Source organism: Rhizobium tropici CIAT 899 (assembly GCF_000330885.1).
GTDB classification, from domain to species: Bacteria; Pseudomonadota; Alphaproteobacteria; order Rhizobiales; family Rhizobiaceae; genus Rhizobium; species Rhizobium tropici.
This window is the reverse complement of record NC_020059.1, coordinates 869,753-886,302: the sequence shown is the minus strand read 5'-3', so window position 1 is coordinate 886,302 and position 16,550 is coordinate 869,753. Positions and strand designations below refer to the sequence as shown.

At 61.0% G+C, this 16,550-nt stretch carries 12 protein-coding genes; 4 read left to right on the top strand and 8 right to left on the bottom strand.

Annotated elements, in window-relative coordinates; all coding sequences use genetic code 11:
• Positions 1 to 89 precede the first annotated feature (89 nt).
• On the top strand, positions 90 to 524 hold the full coding sequence (locus tag RTCIAT899_RS04270) for a hypothetical protein (RefSeq protein ID WP_015339000.1): 435 nt from the start codon (positions 90 to 92) through the stop codon (positions 522 to 524).
• An 84-nt stretch (positions 525 to 608) separates the two neighbouring features.
• On the opposite strand, the gene RTCIAT899_RS04265 is transcribed toward RTCIAT899_RS04270, so the two are convergent.
• Together RTCIAT899_RS04265 and RTCIAT899_RS04260 are read right to left on the bottom strand one after the other, a co-directional pair.
• Positions 609 to 1,868, bottom strand: coding sequence for a cyclopropane fatty acid synthase (locus RTCIAT899_RS04265; protein ID WP_015338999.1), 1,260 nt, complete (start codon positions 1,866 to 1,868; stop codon positions 609 to 611).
• Between the two features lie 144 nt (positions 1,869 to 2,012).
• Positions 2,013 to 4,322, bottom strand: a complete 2,310-nt coding sequence (locus RTCIAT899_RS04260) for a Tex family protein (RefSeq protein WP_015338998.1) — start codon at positions 4,320 to 4,322, stop codon at positions 2,013 to 2,015.
• Positions 4,323 to 4,568: 246 nt separating this feature from the next.
• On the opposite strand from RTCIAT899_RS04260, the gene purD reads away from it, so the two are divergent.
• From purD to RTCIAT899_RS04245, 3 genes are all read left to right on the top strand, one after another.
• Complete coding sequence (gene purD / locus RTCIAT899_RS04255; protein WP_015338997.1) at positions 4,569 to 5,837, top strand: phosphoribosylamine--glycine ligase; 1,269 nt, start codon at positions 4,569 to 4,571, stop codon at positions 5,835 to 5,837.
• A 112-nt stretch (positions 5,838 to 5,949) separates the two neighbouring features.
• The gene (locus tag RTCIAT899_RS04250) at positions 5,950 to 6,378 is read left to right on the top strand and encodes a plant virulence effector HPE1-like domain-containing protein (RefSeq protein ID WP_015338996.1); all 429 of its coding nucleotides are present in this window, start codon (positions 5,950 to 5,952) and stop codon (positions 6,376 to 6,378) included.
• Between the two features lie 362 nt (positions 6,379 to 6,740).
• On the top strand, positions 6,741 to 8,558 hold the full coding sequence (locus tag RTCIAT899_RS04245) for a methyl-accepting chemotaxis protein (protein ID WP_015338995.1): 1,818 nt from the start codon (positions 6,741 to 6,743) through the stop codon (positions 8,556 to 8,558).
• A gap of 73 nt (positions 8,559 to 8,631) precedes the next feature.
• Here RTCIAT899_RS04245 and RTCIAT899_RS04240 read toward each other — a convergent pair whose 3' ends face one another.
• The 6 genes from RTCIAT899_RS04240 to RTCIAT899_RS04215 form a co-directional block, all read right to left on the bottom strand.
• Complete coding sequence (locus RTCIAT899_RS04240; protein WP_015338994.1) at positions 8,632 to 9,126, bottom strand: 2-thiouracil desulfurase family protein; 495 nt, start codon at positions 9,124 to 9,126, stop codon at positions 8,632 to 8,634.
• A 14-nt stretch (positions 9,127 to 9,140) separates the two neighbouring features.
• Positions 9,141 to 11,369 carry a glycine--tRNA ligase subunit beta gene (glyS, locus tag RTCIAT899_RS04235; RefSeq protein WP_015338993.1) on the bottom strand — a complete coding sequence of 743 codons (2,229 nt, stop codon included), beginning with the start codon at positions 11,367 to 11,369 and terminating at the stop codon, positions 9,141 to 9,143.
• Positions 11,370 to 11,454: 85 nt separating this feature from the next.
• Positions 11,455 to 13,395, bottom strand: coding sequence for a DUF2207 domain-containing protein (locus RTCIAT899_RS04230; RefSeq protein WP_015338992.1), 1,941 nt, complete (start codon positions 13,393 to 13,395; stop codon positions 11,455 to 11,457).
• Between the two features lie 92 nt (positions 13,396 to 13,487).
• Entirely contained in the window at positions 13,488 to 14,744 is a 1,257-nt protein-coding gene (locus RTCIAT899_RS04225) for a 3-phosphoshikimate 1-carboxyvinyltransferase (RefSeq protein WP_184461869.1), read from the bottom strand.
• Between the two features lie 87 nt (positions 14,745 to 14,831).
• Positions 14,832 to 15,383: a LemA family protein gene (locus RTCIAT899_RS04220; RefSeq protein ID WP_015338990.1), complete on the bottom strand. Its 552-nt coding sequence runs from the start codon at positions 15,381 to 15,383 to the stop codon at positions 14,832 to 14,834.
• A gap of 128 nt (positions 15,384 to 15,511) precedes the next feature.
• Positions 15,512 to 16,471: a glycine--tRNA ligase subunit alpha gene (locus tag RTCIAT899_RS04215; protein WP_015338989.1), complete on the bottom strand. Its 960-nt coding sequence runs from the start codon at positions 16,469 to 16,471 to the stop codon at positions 15,512 to 15,514.
• Positions 16,472 to 16,550 lie beyond the last annotated feature (79 nt).

Genomic DNA, 16,550 nt, shown 5'->3' with positions numbered 1-16,550 from the left:
TTCTGTATACATGTTCAATCGTGGGTAATGGCTGTAATTGCCAAGTGCCCGCCATCTCATAGCCCCCAATTTCAAAAGATGAGAAACGAATGAAGAGCATATCTCTGATCTCCCTAGGTCTGATCCTGACTGCCGGCATGGCGCTTTCCGGCTGCGTCGGCACTCCGATCGGCGGAGCAAAGCAAAGCCAGTTTTCGGGAAGAGCGGCGCCTGGCAAAAAGACGAAGGTGACGACTGCTTCGCTTGTGAAACAGGACTGCACCTTTGCAGGATTTCCCTATACGGGCGTCATCAAGCAGCCTGCCCACGGCAAGGTTGACGTCGAGCACGGGCCGGTCACAGCGAAGTTTTCGAAAGACAGCACTGCCTACCTATGCTCGGGCAAGACGGTCCAAGGCAATATCGTCTACTACACGCCGAACCCTGGTTTTGCGGGCACCGACCAGTTCACCCTGCGCCTTACGGGGCTGAACACCGATGGCACGGTGCAAGACGGTACCTTTACCGTCCATGTTGGCAGATAGCGATCGTAGCGACGTGCGGGCATAAAAAGGCCCGGCCGTGGCAAGCCACGGCCGGGCCCCGTCAAATGGCGCCACTATAGAGGCTCAGAACGTCACCTTCTCCAAAGGCGGGCGCCCTGCCTCGAATTCCTTCAGTTTCGCCTCGCGCTCCGCGATGTAATTGCGATTATCCGGTACGGCGAACTGGTTCTTGGTGATCTGGAGCTGCATAATGAACAGCTCGTCCCAGCGGAAGCCCATTTCGGAACCGGCCAGATAGAACTCCCACATGCGGAAGAACTTCTCGTCGTAGAGCGCGACTGCTTCGGCCTTACGCGCCACGAAGCGGTTGCGCCAATGCCTGAGCGTATAGGCGTAGTGCATCGGCAGGGTTTCGACGTCCCTGGTGAGCAAACCTGCCTTTTCCAGTGGCGGCGTGGTCTCGCCGATCGAGGGGATGTAGCCGCCGGGGAAAATATACTTTTCGATGAAGGCGTTAGTGGCAAAGCTCGGCTTCGGGCGGGCAATGGAGTGCAGCAGCATGACACCGTTATCATCAAGCAGTTCAGAAACCTTGCGGAAGAACTTGCCGTAGTCGCCGATGCCGACATGTTCGAACATGCCGACCGAGACGATACGGTCGAACGTCTTGCCCGTCAGGTAGCGATAGTCCTGCAGCTCGAAGCGCACGCGATCGGAGAGGCCGCGCTTGGCTGCCCGCTCGCGCGATACCTTCAGCTGCTCTTCGCTGAGCGTGATGCCTGTCACGTCGAGGCCTGGATAGGCTTCGGCAAGATACATGGCCATGCCGCCCCAGCCCGAGCCGATCTCCAACACCTTCTGGCCGGGCTCGACCAGCAGCTTGGCGGCGATGTGACGCTTCTTGGCGACCTGCGCTTCGAAGAGGCTGATGCCCGGCGGATTGAAATAGGCGCAGGAATATTGCCAGTCCTCATCGAGGAAGAGATCGAAGAGCTTCGCCGACAGATCGTAGTGATGGGCAACATTGTATTTGTTGCGATTGATCGGCGAGCGGCTCTTGATCTGCTGCCAGGCGATGCGGCCGAGCAGCAGCGCCGCCATCCGGAAATCGAAAATCTCGTTAGTGGTATTCTGCTTCACCAGCGACAGGAACTCGTAGATGTCCCCCTGCTCGAGGATGAAGCGGCCCTCCATATACATTTCGCCAAGCTTGAGCGTCGGATCGCGGGCAACCGCATCTTCAGCCTGCTGATCGGCAAAACGGACGGCCACCGTCTCGCCGGTTCCGTCGCCGACCATATGGGTCTCGCCGGATGCGAGCGTAAGCCTGAGTGAACCTTTACGGATGATTTTCTTGACGAGAGAAAAGAGTGTCGACGCCATGGACGCCCCGAATGTTATGACATGACATTAAGGCAACTTTAACGCCTCACAGCATTGTGGCAAGCGCACCTTTCCACAGTCATTGGCACTCTGACAACAACGCTGCCAGAGTGTGACATTCTTGCACGAAGTTCCGCTAAGTCCTTATTTTCGTTTGAGTGCGTCCGCCAACGCTGCCCCAAAACTACCCTGTTGTTCGGCCTTCGGACGGGCATTTCCCTTAACGCCAGCGCTGCGAGGACCACCCTGTTCGCGTGTGTCCCGCCCGGACGGGGCTGCCACAGTGCTGCCATCTTTGCGCATGGAGAGGCCGATTCGCTTACGCTTCGCATCGACTTCCACGACCCTGACCTTGACGACGTCGCCGGCCTTCACAACCTCATGCGGGTCCTTGATGAAGCGATCCGCCAGCTGCGAGACATGCACCAAACCGTCCTGATGCACACCAATATCGACAAAGGCGCCGAAGGCGGCGACGTTGGTGACGGTTCCTTCCAGCAGCATTCCCGGCTTGAGGTCACCGATCTCGTTGACACCCTCCGCAAAGGTCGCGGTCTTGAAGCTCGGGCGCGGATCTCGGCCCGGCTTTTCCAGTTCGGCGATGATGTCACGCACGGTCGGCAGGCCGAATTTGTCGTCGATGAACTGACGGGGATCGACCGCCTTCAGCGTCGCGGTGTCGCCCATCAGCGTTCGCAGGTCGCGGCCGCAGGCGGCAACGATCTTCTTGGCGACGCCATAGGCTTCGGGATGCACGGAGGAAGCGTCCAGCGGCTCCTTGCCGTTGGGGATGCGCAGGAAGCCGGCGCATTGCTCGAAGGTACGCTGGCCGAGACGGGCGACCTTCAGGAGATCGCGCCGGGTCTCGAAGGCGCCTTCGCCGTCACGATGCCGAACGATCGCCTCGGCAATAGAAGGCCCGAGACCGGAGACGCGGGCAAGCAGCGGCACAGACGCCGTGTTCAGATCGACGCCAACGGCGTTCACCGCATCCTCGACCACCGCATCCAGCGAGCGCGACAGCTTCTGCTGGTCGACATCGTGCTGGTATTGGCCGACGCCGATCGACTTCGGCTCGATCTTTACCAGCTCGGCCAGCGGATCCTGCAGGCGGCGGGCGATGGAGACGGCGCCGCGCAACGAGACGTCGAGGCCGGGAAATTCGAGCGCCGCGGTTTCCGAGGCAGAGTAAACCGATGCACCGGCTTCGGAAACGATAACCTTCGTCGGCTTCGGCGCCGGCAGTTCGGCCAGCATGTCGGCCACAAGCTTCTCGGTTTCGCGGCTGCCCGTGCCGTTGCCGATCGCGATCAGCTCGACCTTGTGCTTGCGGATGAGCGAGGCAAGTGCGGCCTGCGTGCCGCGCACGTCGTTCTTCGGCGGGAAAGGATAGACCGTCGTCGTCTCCAGGAGCTTGCCCGTGCCATCGACCACGGCGACCTTGACGCCGGTGCGGATGCCCGGATCGAGGCCCATGGTGGCGCGCGAACCCGCAGGCGCTGCCAGCAGCAGATCCTTCAGATTGCGGGCGAAAACATGGATCGCTTCTTCTTCCGCACGTTCGCGCAGTTCCCGCATCAGGTCGAGCGACAGTGACATCGAAAGCTTCACACGCCAGGTCCAGCTCGCGACCTCCGTCAGCCAGCGGTCGCCGGGCTGGTTTGCGCCGATATCATAGGCCGCAGTGATCATGCGCTCGACCGGCTTGTTGGGCGAGACGGCGTCGGTATCGACTTCGATATTCAGCGTCAGCACTTCTTCGTTCCAGCCGCGCAGCATGGCAAGCGCGCGATGACCGGGAGCCGTAGCCCAGCGCTCCTGATGGGCAAAATAATCCGAGAATTTGGCGCCTGCCTCCTGCTTGCCGTCGACGACTGCAGCCTTCAGCGTGGCATTGGTCTTCATGTAATTGCGCAGCTTGCCAAGCAGATCGGCATTTTCGGCAATGCCTTCGGCGATGATGTCGCGCGCGCCTTCCAGCGCCGTTTTCACGTCAGGCACATCGGCCGTGATAAAGCCTTCGGCGAGAACCGCGGGCTCTTTGGAGCGATCCGCAAGGATCGTGTCGGCCAATGGGCCGAGGCCGCGTTCCCTGGCAATTTCGGCGCGCGTGCGGCGCTTCGGCTTGTAGGGCAGATAAAGGTCTTCCAGCTCAGCCTTGGTGCCGACGGTTGCAACCTTGCTCATCAGCTCGTCGGTCATCTTGCCCTGGCTGCTGATGGATTCGATGATTGCGGCGCGACGGGCTTCCAGCTCACGCAGATAGACCAGACGTTCCGACAGAGTACGAAGCTGGGTATCATCGAGGCCACCGGTCACCTCCTTGCGGTAGCGGGCGATGAAGGGCACCGTTGCACCTTCGTCCAGGAGCTCGATGGCGGCCTTGGCCTGATCCGGGCGGGAGTTGATCTCGGCGGCGATGGTAGCAGCAAGGGAACGGATATCGGCGGACATGTGTCTCTCTGAACTGGACAATCGTAAAGGGGACCATAAGCATGATCCCGCGGACATAAGAAGCGGTTTTCGTCACGGAACACGCCAATCCGGGCGCGGAGATGGCGTGGAGGGCGAAGCCGCTTCCGCTTTAACGGGATAAAAAGGCATGGCAATGTTGCCAGCCCTGCCTCCACAGGATTTGCCGCTTGACCTTTGGCTCAAGCCCCCTTAACCGCCCAAAAGGACGCAACGAAAGGGCAAGCCATGAGAGTTCTGTTGATCGGATCGGGCGGACGCGAGCACGCATTGGCCTGGAAACTGGCGCAATCGCCTCTCATGACGGAATTCTATGCCGCACCCGGCAATCCCGGCATTGCCGAGCATGCGACGCTTGCGCCGATCGATATCGACAACCACGACGCTGTTGTCGCCTTCTGCAAGGACAAGGCCATCGACTTCGTCGTCGTCGGCCCGGAAGCGCCCTTGGTCGCCGGCATTGCCGACAAGCTGCGCGCCGCCGATATTGCCGTTTTTGGCCCTTCTGCAGCCGCCGCGCAGCTCGAAGGGTCCAAGGGTTTCACCAAGGATATCTGCGCCCGCTACAATATTCCCACCGGCGCCTATCAGCGCTTCAACAATGCACCGAAGGCGAAAGCCTATGTCCGCGCTCAGGGAGCGCCGATCGTCGTGAAGGCGGACGGTCTTGCGGCTGGCAAGGGCGTCACCGTTGCGATGACGATCGACGAAGCGCTGGCCGCGATCGACGATTGCTTTGAGGGTGCATTTGGTGAGGCCGGCGCAGAAGTGGTGATCGAAGCCTATCTCGATGGTGAAGAGGCAAGCTTCTTCTGCCTTTGCGATGGCAAGCATGCGCTGGCGCTGGCGACCGCACAGGACCACAAACGCGTCGGCGACGGCGACACCGGCCCGAACACCGGCGGCATGGGCGCCTATTCCCCTGCCCCCGTGATGACGCCCGAATTGGTTGAGCGCACCATGAAGGAGATTATCGAGCCGACGATGCGCGGCATGGCCGAAAGCGGCCATCCTTTCAGCGGCGTCTTCTTCGCTGGGCTGATGATCACCGCCAAGGGTCCCGAACTCATCGAATACAATGTCCGCTTCGGCGATCCGGAATGCCAGGCACTGATGATGCGCCTGAAGAGCGACCTGCTGCCAATGCTCTATGCCTGCGCCAACGGCACGCTGGATCAGGTGACTGCCGAATGGAGCGGGGATCCGGCGCTAACGGTCGTCATGGCCTCGAAGGGCTATCCCGGCTCCTACGCCAAGAACACACCGATCGCGGCGCTGCCGGCCGACAGCGAAGGCGAGAAAGTGTTTCATGCCGGCACAGCCTTGAAGGATGGCGCACTCGTTGCGACGGGTGGGCGAGTCCTCAACATCACTGCCACAGGCAAGACTGTGGGCGAAGCAAAAGAACGCGCCTATGCCCTTGCCGGCGAAGTGAAATGGGACAACGGCTTCTATCGCAATGATATCGGATGGCGCGCAGTGGAGCGCGAAAAGTAAACATCACTTCGGCTCTGCAATCGCAAGTCCATTAAATCTTTACCTAATCTCCTGACGGGATGGAAATAAAGCCGCACTAATGTCTTCGTCACTATAGGCGGAGTTCTTGGTTATGCGTTCCTTCTTTGTGACCTTGGCGTGCGTACTGGCCGGCGGTTCCGCCATGGCCTCGTCGATCCAGCCGATCGACGGCACGATGATCGGCGGCAGGGGCAGCATTATCAACAAAAGCTGCGCCGAATGCCCTCCACTGAAGCCTCCTGTCACGGAAAGAGAATACACCGTGCCGACGCTGGAGCCCGGCACGCAATCCGTCGTCGTGCGCAATATCGACGGTCAGAAAAAGGTCGTCCGCACCGAAGCCTGGATGGGTGGCTCGCCTGTTAACTTCGTCAGCAAGCCCACGCCAGAAGCACTTGCCGCCGCCGGTGAGCCCGTCGACGGCATCGACATCACGGCTCAGACGGCGGCCTTGCCGAACTCATCCACAACTCGCGCACCCGCGCCGCTCGATATCTCCGGCTTCCAGCTTCGCCAGTAAGCTCGGCAAGCCATCTTGGTAACGCTTGGCCGCTTGCGGAATGCCGACTATATTCAAACTTATAAATATATTCTCATAATATTCGATAAATCTAAATAACTTCCGGAAATCTCAAGGTCTCCTCGACGGCATAACCAAGTAAAGTTTCGTATTACTTACAATTCCTGCACATATCTCCGGTTTAATTCCAAATTAAATACAACCAAATCCCTACAATTAAACCTTTCTTAGACATAAACAGCGATTTTACTGCCACCGGACAGCAGCATGTCATTAAGCGGCGGCAAACGTATTGAGTATCTCTCAGGCGATCGCACAGGCGGTAGGAAACCGCACCGGTATTCACCCCTGTGGGAGGCATCATGAAGAATCTCAAGATTTCGCATCAATTATTTGCCTTGCTTGGCGTCCTGATGGCCGCCTTCGCCGTGGCGACCTATTTCCAGATCCGGTCGCAGGCCGATTCTATCTATAGCGACCGTTTCGACATGCTGCGCACGCAGGTCGAATCCGGCATTTCTATTTTGGACCAGTATTATCAGCGCGAAAAATCCGGCGAGATGACTCATGAGGCGGCTCAAGCCGAGGCCTTCAAGGTATTGTCGCATGTCAGCTTCGCGCCGGCGGGCTATTTCTTCGGCTTCGACTATAACGTCATACAGCGCATTCACCCGAGCCCAGTCAATATCGGCAAGGACATGTCCGGCCAAGTCGACAAGAACGGCACCCATTTCAGCAAGGAAATGGTCGAGAAGGCGATCAAGGGCGGCGGTCGCACGATCTATTACTGGAACAAGCCCGGCCATCCCGGCACCGACTTCTTCCTGAAGGGCAGCTATTCGGCGGCATTCGCGCCGTGGCAGATCGTGCTCGGCTGCGGCGTCTACATGGACGACCTGGATGCGCAGATCAATGCAACGATGTGGCGCGCCCTGCTCATCTGCGGCATCGTCTTCGTCATCGGCATCGGTGCGGCCCTTTACTTCATCCGCGGCATCACAAAGCCGCTCGCCGACGTCCATGCCGCACTGAAGGCCGTGGCCGACGAAGATGTGACGATGGCCATTCCGCATGCCGAGATGCGCAACGAAATCGGCCTGATGGCGAAAGCGACCCAGGCGCTGCAGGAAAAGATCCGCGAGCGCCACGTGCTGGCCGACCGCCAGGCTGCACAGGAACTCGAAATCAGCAATGAGCGCGAACAGAACCTGCGCCAGCAGCAGGATGAGGCCCACGAACAGGCGCGCGTCGTCTCGGTCATCGGCAGGGCGCTTGAAGACCTCGCCCAGGGGAACCTGACGATACGGTGCGGCGATCTCGGCGCCGGCTATGCCGGCCTTCGCAACAACTTCAACGAGGCGCTGTCGCACCTCGAAGCCGCGATGGGCCGCGTCAACGCCAAGGGCAATGACATCGGCCTCAGCAAGGAAGAAATCCGTCGCGCCTCCAACGAACTGTCGCAGCGCACCGAGCGCCAGGCCGCCAGTCTGGAAGAGACTTCCGCCGCGCTCGACGAACTCACCGTCGCCGTCCGCCAGACTGCGGAAGGCGCCGATGAAGCCAGCAAGCGCGTCCATGCCGTCAGCGCCGAAGCATCGCGCAGCGATGCCGTGGTTGCCCAGGCAATCGAAGCGATGAGCGGCATCGAGAAGTCTTCGGCCGAGATCGGCAAGATCATCGGCGTCATCGACGAGATCGCCTTCCAGACCAACCTTCTGGCGCTGAATGCCGGCGTCGAAGCGGCCCGCGCCGGCGAATCCGGCAAGGGTTTTGCCGTCGTCGCCCAGGAAGTACGTGAACTCGCGCAGCGCTCCGCCGCAGCCGCCAAGGAGATCAAGGACCAGATCGCTCGCTCCTCCGGTCAGGTCGATCAGGGCGTTCGCCTCGTCGGTGAGGCAGGCGAAGCGCTGAAGCGCATCTCCGGTCAGATCAAGGCAGCCAACGAGATCGTCTCGAAGATCGCCCACAGCGCCTCCGAGCAGGATACGACGCTGCGCTCGATCTCCTCTTCGATGAACCAGCTCGATGCCGCCACACAGCAGAACGCCGCCATGGCCGAAGAGACCACCGCATCGGCCGAGACACTCGCCGCCGACACGGAAGATCTCCTCGCCCTCATCCGCGGCTTCCGTGTCAACGAAGGCCAACCCGCTGCGGATCATCGTCGCCGGGCCGCCTGAGCCACATAAGGCAGAAAACACAAAACCGCCGGGCATGCGTCCGACGGCTTTTTATTTGGCTATGATGGTTGTGTCAGTCGGTCGCCGCCAGCCGTTCGACCAACCTGTCGATCTCGCGATCGGAATAGACCTCGATGCCGGCTTGCTTAAGCAGCGCCGCCGTGACGCCCCGGCCACTCTGCCGACCACCGGAAAACGTGCCGTCATAGATGAAGCCGGAGCCGCAAGACGGGCTGCCGTCGATCAGGAGGGCATAGCGACAGCCGGTTTCTGTTGCGAGCGCCAGCGCATTTTCCGCCGCCTGGCGAAATTCCGCCGTGACGTCACCGCCGGTGATCTCCATCACCCTTGCGGTGCCCGCAAGGACATCCTCGCCAGTGGCGCCGCCTGCGATTTCGGCGGGCGGCCTCGGTACGACCATCCCTGCAGACATTTCCGGACAGATCGTCACCAACAGCCCCTCCTCACGCCAGCGATCGATCGCCGGATGGACAAGCGGCTTGGAGCGGCCGTCATAGCGGACGGCATGGCCCATGAGGCAGGCGCTGACGAGGATCTTTCCGGTCATCGCGCCCCCATGCCTTATCCCGCGATCTTCGAGAAGTCGGCGACAGTGCCGGTCGCCTCGCGGATCAGCCGCAGCAGCGCCAGACGATTGGCGCGGATGGCGGCGTCTTCGTCATTGACGAGCACGTCTTCGAAGAAGCGATCGACGGGGGCGCGCAGCTTGGAAAGGGCTGACATGGCCGAACGAAAATCTTCCTTGGCGATCGCATCGGAAGCCTCGGCGGAAGCGGCCTTGACGGCAGCAAAGAGATCCTTTTCCGCGTCTAGCTTCAGCAGAGCGTCCGAAACACCATCGGCAAAGACGGTGCCCTTCTTCTCTTCAGCGGCCAGAAACTGCGTGGCGCGCTTGGTGCCGGCGAGCAGGTTCTTGCCATCCTCGGAGGTAATGAAGGCGGTCAGGGCCTCGACACGGCGGGCAACCATCAGCAGATCATCAGCTTCCGGCGTCAGCACGGCATCGATCAGGTCATGGCGGGCGCCGAGATCGCGCAGATAGACCTTGAGGCGATCATGGAAGAAGGCGAGCAGATCGGCATCCTTGGTGGTGGCGAGCAGCGGCAGGCGCACGCCTCGCTCCAGCAAAATACGGACGACACCGAGGGCGGCACGGCGCAGCGCGTAAGGGTCCTTCGAGCCAGTCGGCTTCTCGCCGATCGCCCAGAAGCCGACGAGCGTATCCAGCTTGTCGGCAAGCGCAACGGTGATTGCAACCTTATCCTCGGGGACGCGATCTGACGGGCCTTGCGGCTTGTAGTGATCTTCGATCGCCGTTGCGACCGAGGCGTTCTCGCCCTGCAGCGACGCATATTTGCGGCCCATGACGCCCTGCAGCTCGGGGAATTCGCCGACTGCTTCGGTGCGCAGATCAGCCTTGGCGAGCACGACGGCGCGGTCGACCAGGGCGGCATCGGCGCCGGTGATCTTTGCGAGTTCGGCGGCAAGCGCGCGAATGCGGGTGACGCGTTCGCCCTGGCTGCCGAGCTTGGCATGGAAGGTGACGTTGAGCGCGTCGAGCTTGGCCATGCGTTGATCGAGCGGCTTCTTCAAATCGAGACCGAATTTCGCAGCAGAGGCTTCCAGCGTTTCGAGATCGGGCAGATCGCCCTGGTCGCGCTTCCAGAAGTGCAGCGCGTCGGACAGGCGGGCACGCACGACCTTGCCGTTGCCGTGAATGATCTCCTTGCCGCCATCCATCGCCTGGATGTTGGAGATGAGAATGAAGCGGTTGGAGAGTGCACCCTCCCCTTGAGGGGGAGGGTCGGCACGCAGTGCCGGGGTGGGGTGATTTTGTTGAGACGTGAGATCACCCCCACCCGCAGCTTCGCTGCGACCTCCCCCCTCAAGGGGGAGGTGACCGCCTTGCGGGCGGGTGACGAAACACTTCTGATTGGTCTTGATGGTCAGGCGGATAATTTCGGAGGGGATCGAGAGATAATCCTCCTCGAAGGAGCCCATCAGCACCTGCGGCCACTCGACGAGGCCGGAGACTTCCTCCAGCAGGCCTTCGTCTTCGACCAGCTCGAGGCCATTGGCGAAAGCGACATCGCGGGCATCATGCAGGATGATGTCCTTGCGGCGTTCGGCATCGAGAACGACATAGGCCTTTTCCAGGCTCGAGGCATAATCCTCGAAACGCTTGACGGTAATCGGGCCGGGGGCATGGAAGCGATGGCCGTAGGTCACGTTCGAGGCGACGATGCCGTCGATCTCGAAGGGGATGACCGTGGTTTCTTCATGCTCGGTGCCGAAGGTGCAGACGATCGACTGCAGGGGGCGCACCCAGCGCAGCGAGCCGGGCTTTGCCGAGGCCTTGCCCCAGCGCATCGACTTCGGCCAGGGGAAATTTCTGATGATGTCAGGCATGACAGCAGCAACGATTTCCTCCGCGGCACGGCCGGGCTTAGAAATGATCGCGACGTAGAAATCGCCCTTCTTCGGGTCACTCTGCACCTGGGCTTCCGAAATTGAAGAAAGGCCAGCACCGCGCAGAAAGCCTTCGATTGCCTTCTCGTTGGCATCGGTGCGCGGACCCTTGCGCTCCTCGCGTACGTCAGCCGAGCGCGCCGTGAGGCCGCGAATATCAAGCGTCAGGCGCCGCGGCGTCCAATACTCCCTGGCACCTTCATAGGAAAGACCCGCTTCGACCAGGGCATCGGTCACCAGCTTCTTCAGGTCGCCGGCAGCCTTGCGCTGCATACGGGCGGGAATTTCCTCGGAGCGGAGTTCGAGAAGGAGATCGGGCATGGGAGCTGTCTTTACGTTGAGGCAGAAATGATCCGGGCGGACTTAGCAAGCCCGGCGACAAAAGTCACCAAGGCAAACGGCGAATTTACCATCCGCCGCCGCCTCCACCGCCTCCGCCGCCGCCGGAGGAGCCGCCACCTCCCCCTCCCCCGCCACCGAAGGCGGAGGATGAGCTGGATACCGGGGCGGGAATGGTCGAGGCTATGGTCGATGCCATGGAAGAGGAGAAGTCGCCGATCGTTCCGCCGATATTGCCCGGGCGGAAATCGCCGGAATACCACACCGGCGCATAGGCTGCGGCCGCAGTTGCACCCGCAGCCGTGGCGAGCCAGGTTTCGAAGGCGCTCGACCAGGGCTTTTCGACACCGAGCGCGACGGCATAGGGCAGCAGTTTTTCGAAATGCCGCGGCGACATCTGCGGCGCGCCCTGCATGTTCATCCGATCACGTTCGGCAAGCGTCAGATATTGCCTGAGGCCGGCGATGCCATCCATCATCTTGCGCCCGAGCGGCGTCGGCGCACCCATCAGAAAATAGAAGACGACGTTGAGCGCGAAAATGCCGACGATGGCGGCGACCAGCGGCAGCAGGCCCGCTTCCCACAACGGCACGACCGCAGCGGCAAAGCCGCTAACGGCAATCGAGACGAAGACGAAGCCGAAGAAGGCGAAAATCAGCACCGAAATGATGCGCTGGGCGAGGCTGGCACTATGCCTGCGAAACCTGCGGCCGATCGAACTCGCAAAGATCGTCACGAAAATCGAGAGGAAGCCCGGCACAATGATCAGCGGCAGGGTATTTTCATGCAGGCGACCGAAGATGACGATCGCCGCCAGAACCAGAACTGATAGCGCAATACCTGTTATGACGTAGAGCGAATTGGCCTTGTAATATTCGTCGCGATGATCGCGTTCGATGGCGCTGCGGAATTTCGAGCCGAGCTGCTGCACCGCCTCGCCATTCGCCTTGTCGATAACAAGCGGCGAGAATGGCCCGACGGCCTGCATCAGCACCTTGTCGCCGCCGCTGAGATCACTGCCGGCCTTGCCGGTCGGGCGGATAACGACTTTTCCCTTCAGGTCGTCCAGAATGACGTAGCCGCGCACGGCAAGGTCGATCGCGGTTGCCGAGAATGCCGTCCAGCCGGAACTGGCGAAGCCTCTATTGTCGATATAGTTCACGAGTGCCGGCGAAATGCCCTCGGGTGGATCCCAGCGCGGAACCATGACACCAGGCGGGGGATCGCGGCCGACCACGACCCAGCTTCGCATATAGTAGGCAAACAGCAGGATCAGCCCGCCGATGGCAATAATCGTATCGAGGTGATCCCGAAGGAACCAGCCCCATTGCTGGCTGTCGCTCGGCGGTGTGATCGCTCCTTTGGCCAGCTTGATGGCGATCGTCAGGCCTTCAGCCGCTGCGAGCGGCCTGGTCATTGCGAAGGTAACGATATTGCCCTGTTGGCTCGCACTTGCATTCTTGTCGGTAGCCCCGAGCTGCCCCGTAAAAAAAGCAAGCTGCTGCGGCTGCACGCCGTCGGGCAAGGTGACTGTTGCCTTCGCATTGAGGATCGGGAACAGCCAGCCGTTGCCCGTCACGTTCCAATAAAGCTCGTCATGATCGCCGAAATAGCGCATTTGACGATTGGTGTCGTAGGTGAGGCGAAATATGTGCGAGCCTGGGTTGAGGATACGATCGGCGTTGCCGATATAGATACGCTCGCCGCCCTTGATGCGCGCGCTGTGCCAATCCTCCGGCTGCCCATCGCGCTCGACGGATACGACCTTGAAATCCACCTCGATCTCGCGGCCACCGGCATCGGTCATCGTCAGCGGGAAATCCCGGAAGATGCCGCGGCGGATACTTTGGCCCTCGGCATTGACGGAGATCGTCTCGACGACGCGCATGGAGCCGTCACGATGCAGCCCGATCGCTTGATCGAAGTTGGTGATGAGCTCGGCTGCCGTGACAGCCGTTGCACAAAGCAGCAGGCACAAAGCCAGGAAGAACCCGCAAAGCCGTGTCATCACTCCCCCAAAGGATGGCCGCGACGCCGCTGCCGGCGCCGCTTCACGTCAGGAACATGCCTGCGCTCAGCCTCCCTTGAGATGGCGGAGCGTCAGTCTTCGTAAGCGACACCAAGCGAAGCCAGCACGTTCCAGTAGGAGGGGAAGGTCTTGGCGACGCAATCGGGGTCGAGAATGGTGATGCCGCCGATCTTCAGGCCGGCGAGCGCAAAGCTCATGGCGATGCGGTGATCGGCAAAGCTGTCGATTTCTGCCGGCAGCACTTTGCCGGCGAGGCTCGGATCGGATGCGACGATGAGATCATCGCCCTCTTCAGTCCCGAGGTTCGGCACGATGCGGGACAGGCCGCTCGACAAGGCGCGGATGCGGTCGCATTCCTTGACGCGCAGGTTCTCGATGCCGACGAAGCGCACCGGCGTTTCATTGAAGGCGGCGAGAACGGCAAGCGTCGGGATAGCATCCTGCATCTGCGAGCCGTCAATGACGGCGGGCAGATGCGGAAACTTCGAGATCAGGTCATAGGCCTTCGCATCCGGTTGCGAGAACTGTTCTGCCGGCGTGCCGAGATCAATCTTGCCGCCACCAAGTACTTCGGCCGCCCAGAGATAGGTCGCGGCGGAGGCATCGGGCTCGATCACGAAGTCGGCGGCATGATAGCCGGTGGGCTCGACCCGCCAGGCAACCGGGCTCACACGCTCCACCTTGGCGCCGAAAGCGCGCATGGCAGCAACCGTCAGATCGATATAGCCGAGAGCACCAATATGCTCGCCAAGCAGTTCGACATCGACAGCGCGGTCACCGCCGGCCGCCATCATCAACAGAGCCGAAACATACTGACTGGACAGGCCGCCATCGATCTGCACGCGGCTTGCCTCGAAGCGGCCGGTGCCGTTGATGGTGACGGGCGGGCAGCCGGTTTCCGTGGAGGCATCGACGCCGAGCGAGCGCAATGCGTCGACGAGCGGGCCGATCGGCCGCTTGCGCATATGGGCATCGCCATCGACGATGACCTTGCCGTCGACCAGCGCTGCAGCTGCCGTCAGGAAGCGTGTCGCCGTGCCGGCATTGCCGAGGAAAAGCGGTGCAGCCGGCGCCGTCAGCTTGCCGCTGCCGGTCACGATGAAGGTCGTGTCGTCGGGCTCGTCGATGACGACGCCCATGGCGCGCAGAGCCTCGGCCATATAGCGGGTATCGTCGCTCTTCAGCGCGCCGGTCAGCCGGCTCGTGCCCTTGGCAAGGCCCGCGAGCAGCAGCGCGCGGTTGGTGATCGACTTCGATCCCGGCGGCATGGCGCGCCCGGTCAAAGGCTTGCCCGGCGGGATAATCGTGAGTTTGGCTCTACCCATCATCATTCTCTTTGGTCAGTCAGGAAAGCGGCCGATGGCCAGCGGTCGGCATCCTTTACCGCCTCACATGAAAAACCGATAGCGGAAATCTCAGAACTTTACCGTTGGAACGGCACGGTCCGCTTCGTTTGATATCTCGAAATAGGCCTTCTTGGTAAAGCCGAAGGGGCCGGCGATGAGATTGTTCGGGAAGGTCTCGACCTTGACGTTCAGATCGCGCGCGGCACCATTGTAATAGCGGCGGGACATCTGAATCTCGTTTTCCGTCGTCTCCAGCGATTGCTGCAGCTCGACGAAGCCCGTATTGGCCTTCAGGTCGGGATAGGCTTCGGACACAACCATCAGGCGGCCAAGCGCCTGGCTGAGAACACCTTCGGCCGCCGCACGGCCGGCGACATCGCCAGCGGGCACGGCCTGCGCTGCGGCACGCGCCTGGGTGACTTCGACCAGCGTCTTGTTTTCATGGCCGGCATAGCCTTTGACCGTCTCGACCAGATTGGGAATGAGATCGGCGCGGCGCTTCAACTGCACGTCGATACCGGACCATGCCTCTTCCGCGACTTGTCGTGCACGAACGAGCCCGTTGTAAATGAAGACGACATAGAGCGCGGCCAGCACTATGATCGCGAGAAGAACAAGCATCTGAAATCCCCCGTGGCGACTGCAACCCAAGGGACACTAGGCAGATTTCACGCCAATGTCACCCGGCTTTAATGGCGGCGCAAAGCCAAGATAGGCTGTGGCGATGCCCAATCCCGGGGAAGCTTGCCTTAGGCGGCCTGCTGATTCCAGTTGATGCCGCCGGCATCCGTTAGCAGAAAGGCTTCGCCACAGGCCTTGGCCAGCGTGCGCACGCGCAGGATGTAGCTCTGGCGTTCCGTGACCGAGATGACGCCGCGAGCGTCGAGCAGGTTGAAGACGTGGCTCGCCTTGATGCACTGGTCGTAAGCCGGAAAGACGCATTTGTGCAGACGCTGGTTTTCGCTGTCGCCGGGCGCGCCGGCTGCCAGCAACGCTTGGCATTCCTTCTCGGCATCGATGAAATGGCGGTGCAGCATCTCGGTATTGGCATATTCGAAATTATGCCGGGAATATTCCTGCTCGGCCTGGAGGAAGACATCGCCGTAGGTGATCTTGTCTTCGCCTTCGAGGCCGTTGAAATTCAGGTCATAGACACTGTCGACGCCCTGAACATAGGTCGCGAGGCGCTCCAGTCCGTAGGTCAGCTCACCGGCGACGGGCGCGCACTCGATGCCGCAGACCTGCTGGAAATAGGTGAACTGCGAGACTTCCATGCCGTCGCACCAGCATTCCCAGCCGAGGCCCCATGCGCCGAGCGTCGGGCTTTCCCAATCGTCCTCGACGAAGCGGATATCGTGCAGCAGCGGATCGAGGCCGATCGCCTTCAGCGAGCCGAGATAGAGCTCCTGCAGGTTCGGCGGATTGGGCTTGAGGATGACCTGATACTGATAATAGTGCTGCAGACGGTTGGGGTTCTCACCGTAGCGACCGTCGGAGGGGCGGCGGGACGGCTGAACATAGGCAGCGCGCCACGGCTTCGGTCCGAGCGAACGCAGCGTAGTCGCCGGATGGAACGTGCCTGCGCCAACCTCCATGTCGTAGGGCTGCAGAACCGCGCAACCCTTGTCGGCCCAATAATTGTGCAGGGTCAGAATCAGCGCCTGAAAGGAGCGCTTCGGGTTCATGTGGTCGGGCACGTTGGCAGTCATGGGATCAGCTACTATCTGCTTGGTGTAGGGTGGCGCGACAGGTGCCACGATAGGAGACAAGGGTCAAGACATGACGTAT

What these genes read in the sequence shown, in the direction of transcription:
- RTCIAT899_RS04230 (WP_015338992.1), bottom strand. Translation starts at nt 13,395, where the DNA reads ATGACACGGCTTTGCGGGTTCTTCCTGGCTTTGTGCCTGCTGCTTTGT.
- RTCIAT899_RS04215 (WP_015338989.1), bottom strand. Translation starts at nt 16,471, where the DNA reads ATGACTGCCAACGTGCCCGACCACATGAACCCGAAGCGCTCCTTTCAG.
- RTCIAT899_RS04225 (WP_184461869.1), bottom strand. Translation starts at nt 14,744, where the DNA reads ATGATGGGTAGAGCCAAACTCACGATTATCCCGCCGGGCAAGCCTTTG.
- RTCIAT899_RS04250 (WP_015338996.1), top strand. Translation starts at nt 5,950, where the DNA reads ATGCGTTCCTTCTTTGTGACCTTGGCGTGCGTACTGGCCGGCGGTTCC.
- RTCIAT899_RS04220 (WP_015338990.1), bottom strand. Translation starts at nt 15,383, where the DNA reads ATGCTTGTTCTTCTCGCGATCATAGTGCTGGCCGCGCTCTATGTCGTC.
- RTCIAT899_RS04265 (WP_015338999.1), bottom strand. Translation starts at nt 1,868, where the DNA reads ATGGCGTCGACACTCTTTTCTCTCGTCAAGAAAATCATCCGTAAAGGT.
- RTCIAT899_RS04270 (WP_015339000.1), top strand. Translation starts at nt 90, where the DNA reads ATGAAGAGCATATCTCTGATCTCCCTAGGTCTGATCCTGACTGCCGGC.
- purD (WP_015338997.1), top strand. Translation starts at nt 4,569, where the DNA reads ATGAGAGTTCTGTTGATCGGATCGGGCGGACGCGAGCACGCATTGGCC.
- RTCIAT899_RS04240 (WP_015338994.1), bottom strand. Translation starts at nt 9,126, where the DNA reads ATGACCGGAAAGATCCTCGTCAGCGCCTGCCTCATGGGCCATGCCGTC.
- glyS (WP_015338993.1), bottom strand. Translation starts at nt 11,369, where the DNA reads ATGCCCGATCTCCTTCTCGAACTCCGCTCCGAGGAAATTCCCGCCCGT.
- RTCIAT899_RS04260 (WP_015338998.1), bottom strand. Translation starts at nt 4,322, where the DNA reads ATGTCCGCCGATATCCGTTCCCTTGCTGCTACCATCGCCGCCGAGATC.
- RTCIAT899_RS04245 (WP_015338995.1), top strand. Translation starts at nt 6,741, where the DNA reads ATGAAGAATCTCAAGATTTCGCATCAATTATTTGCCTTGCTTGGCGTC.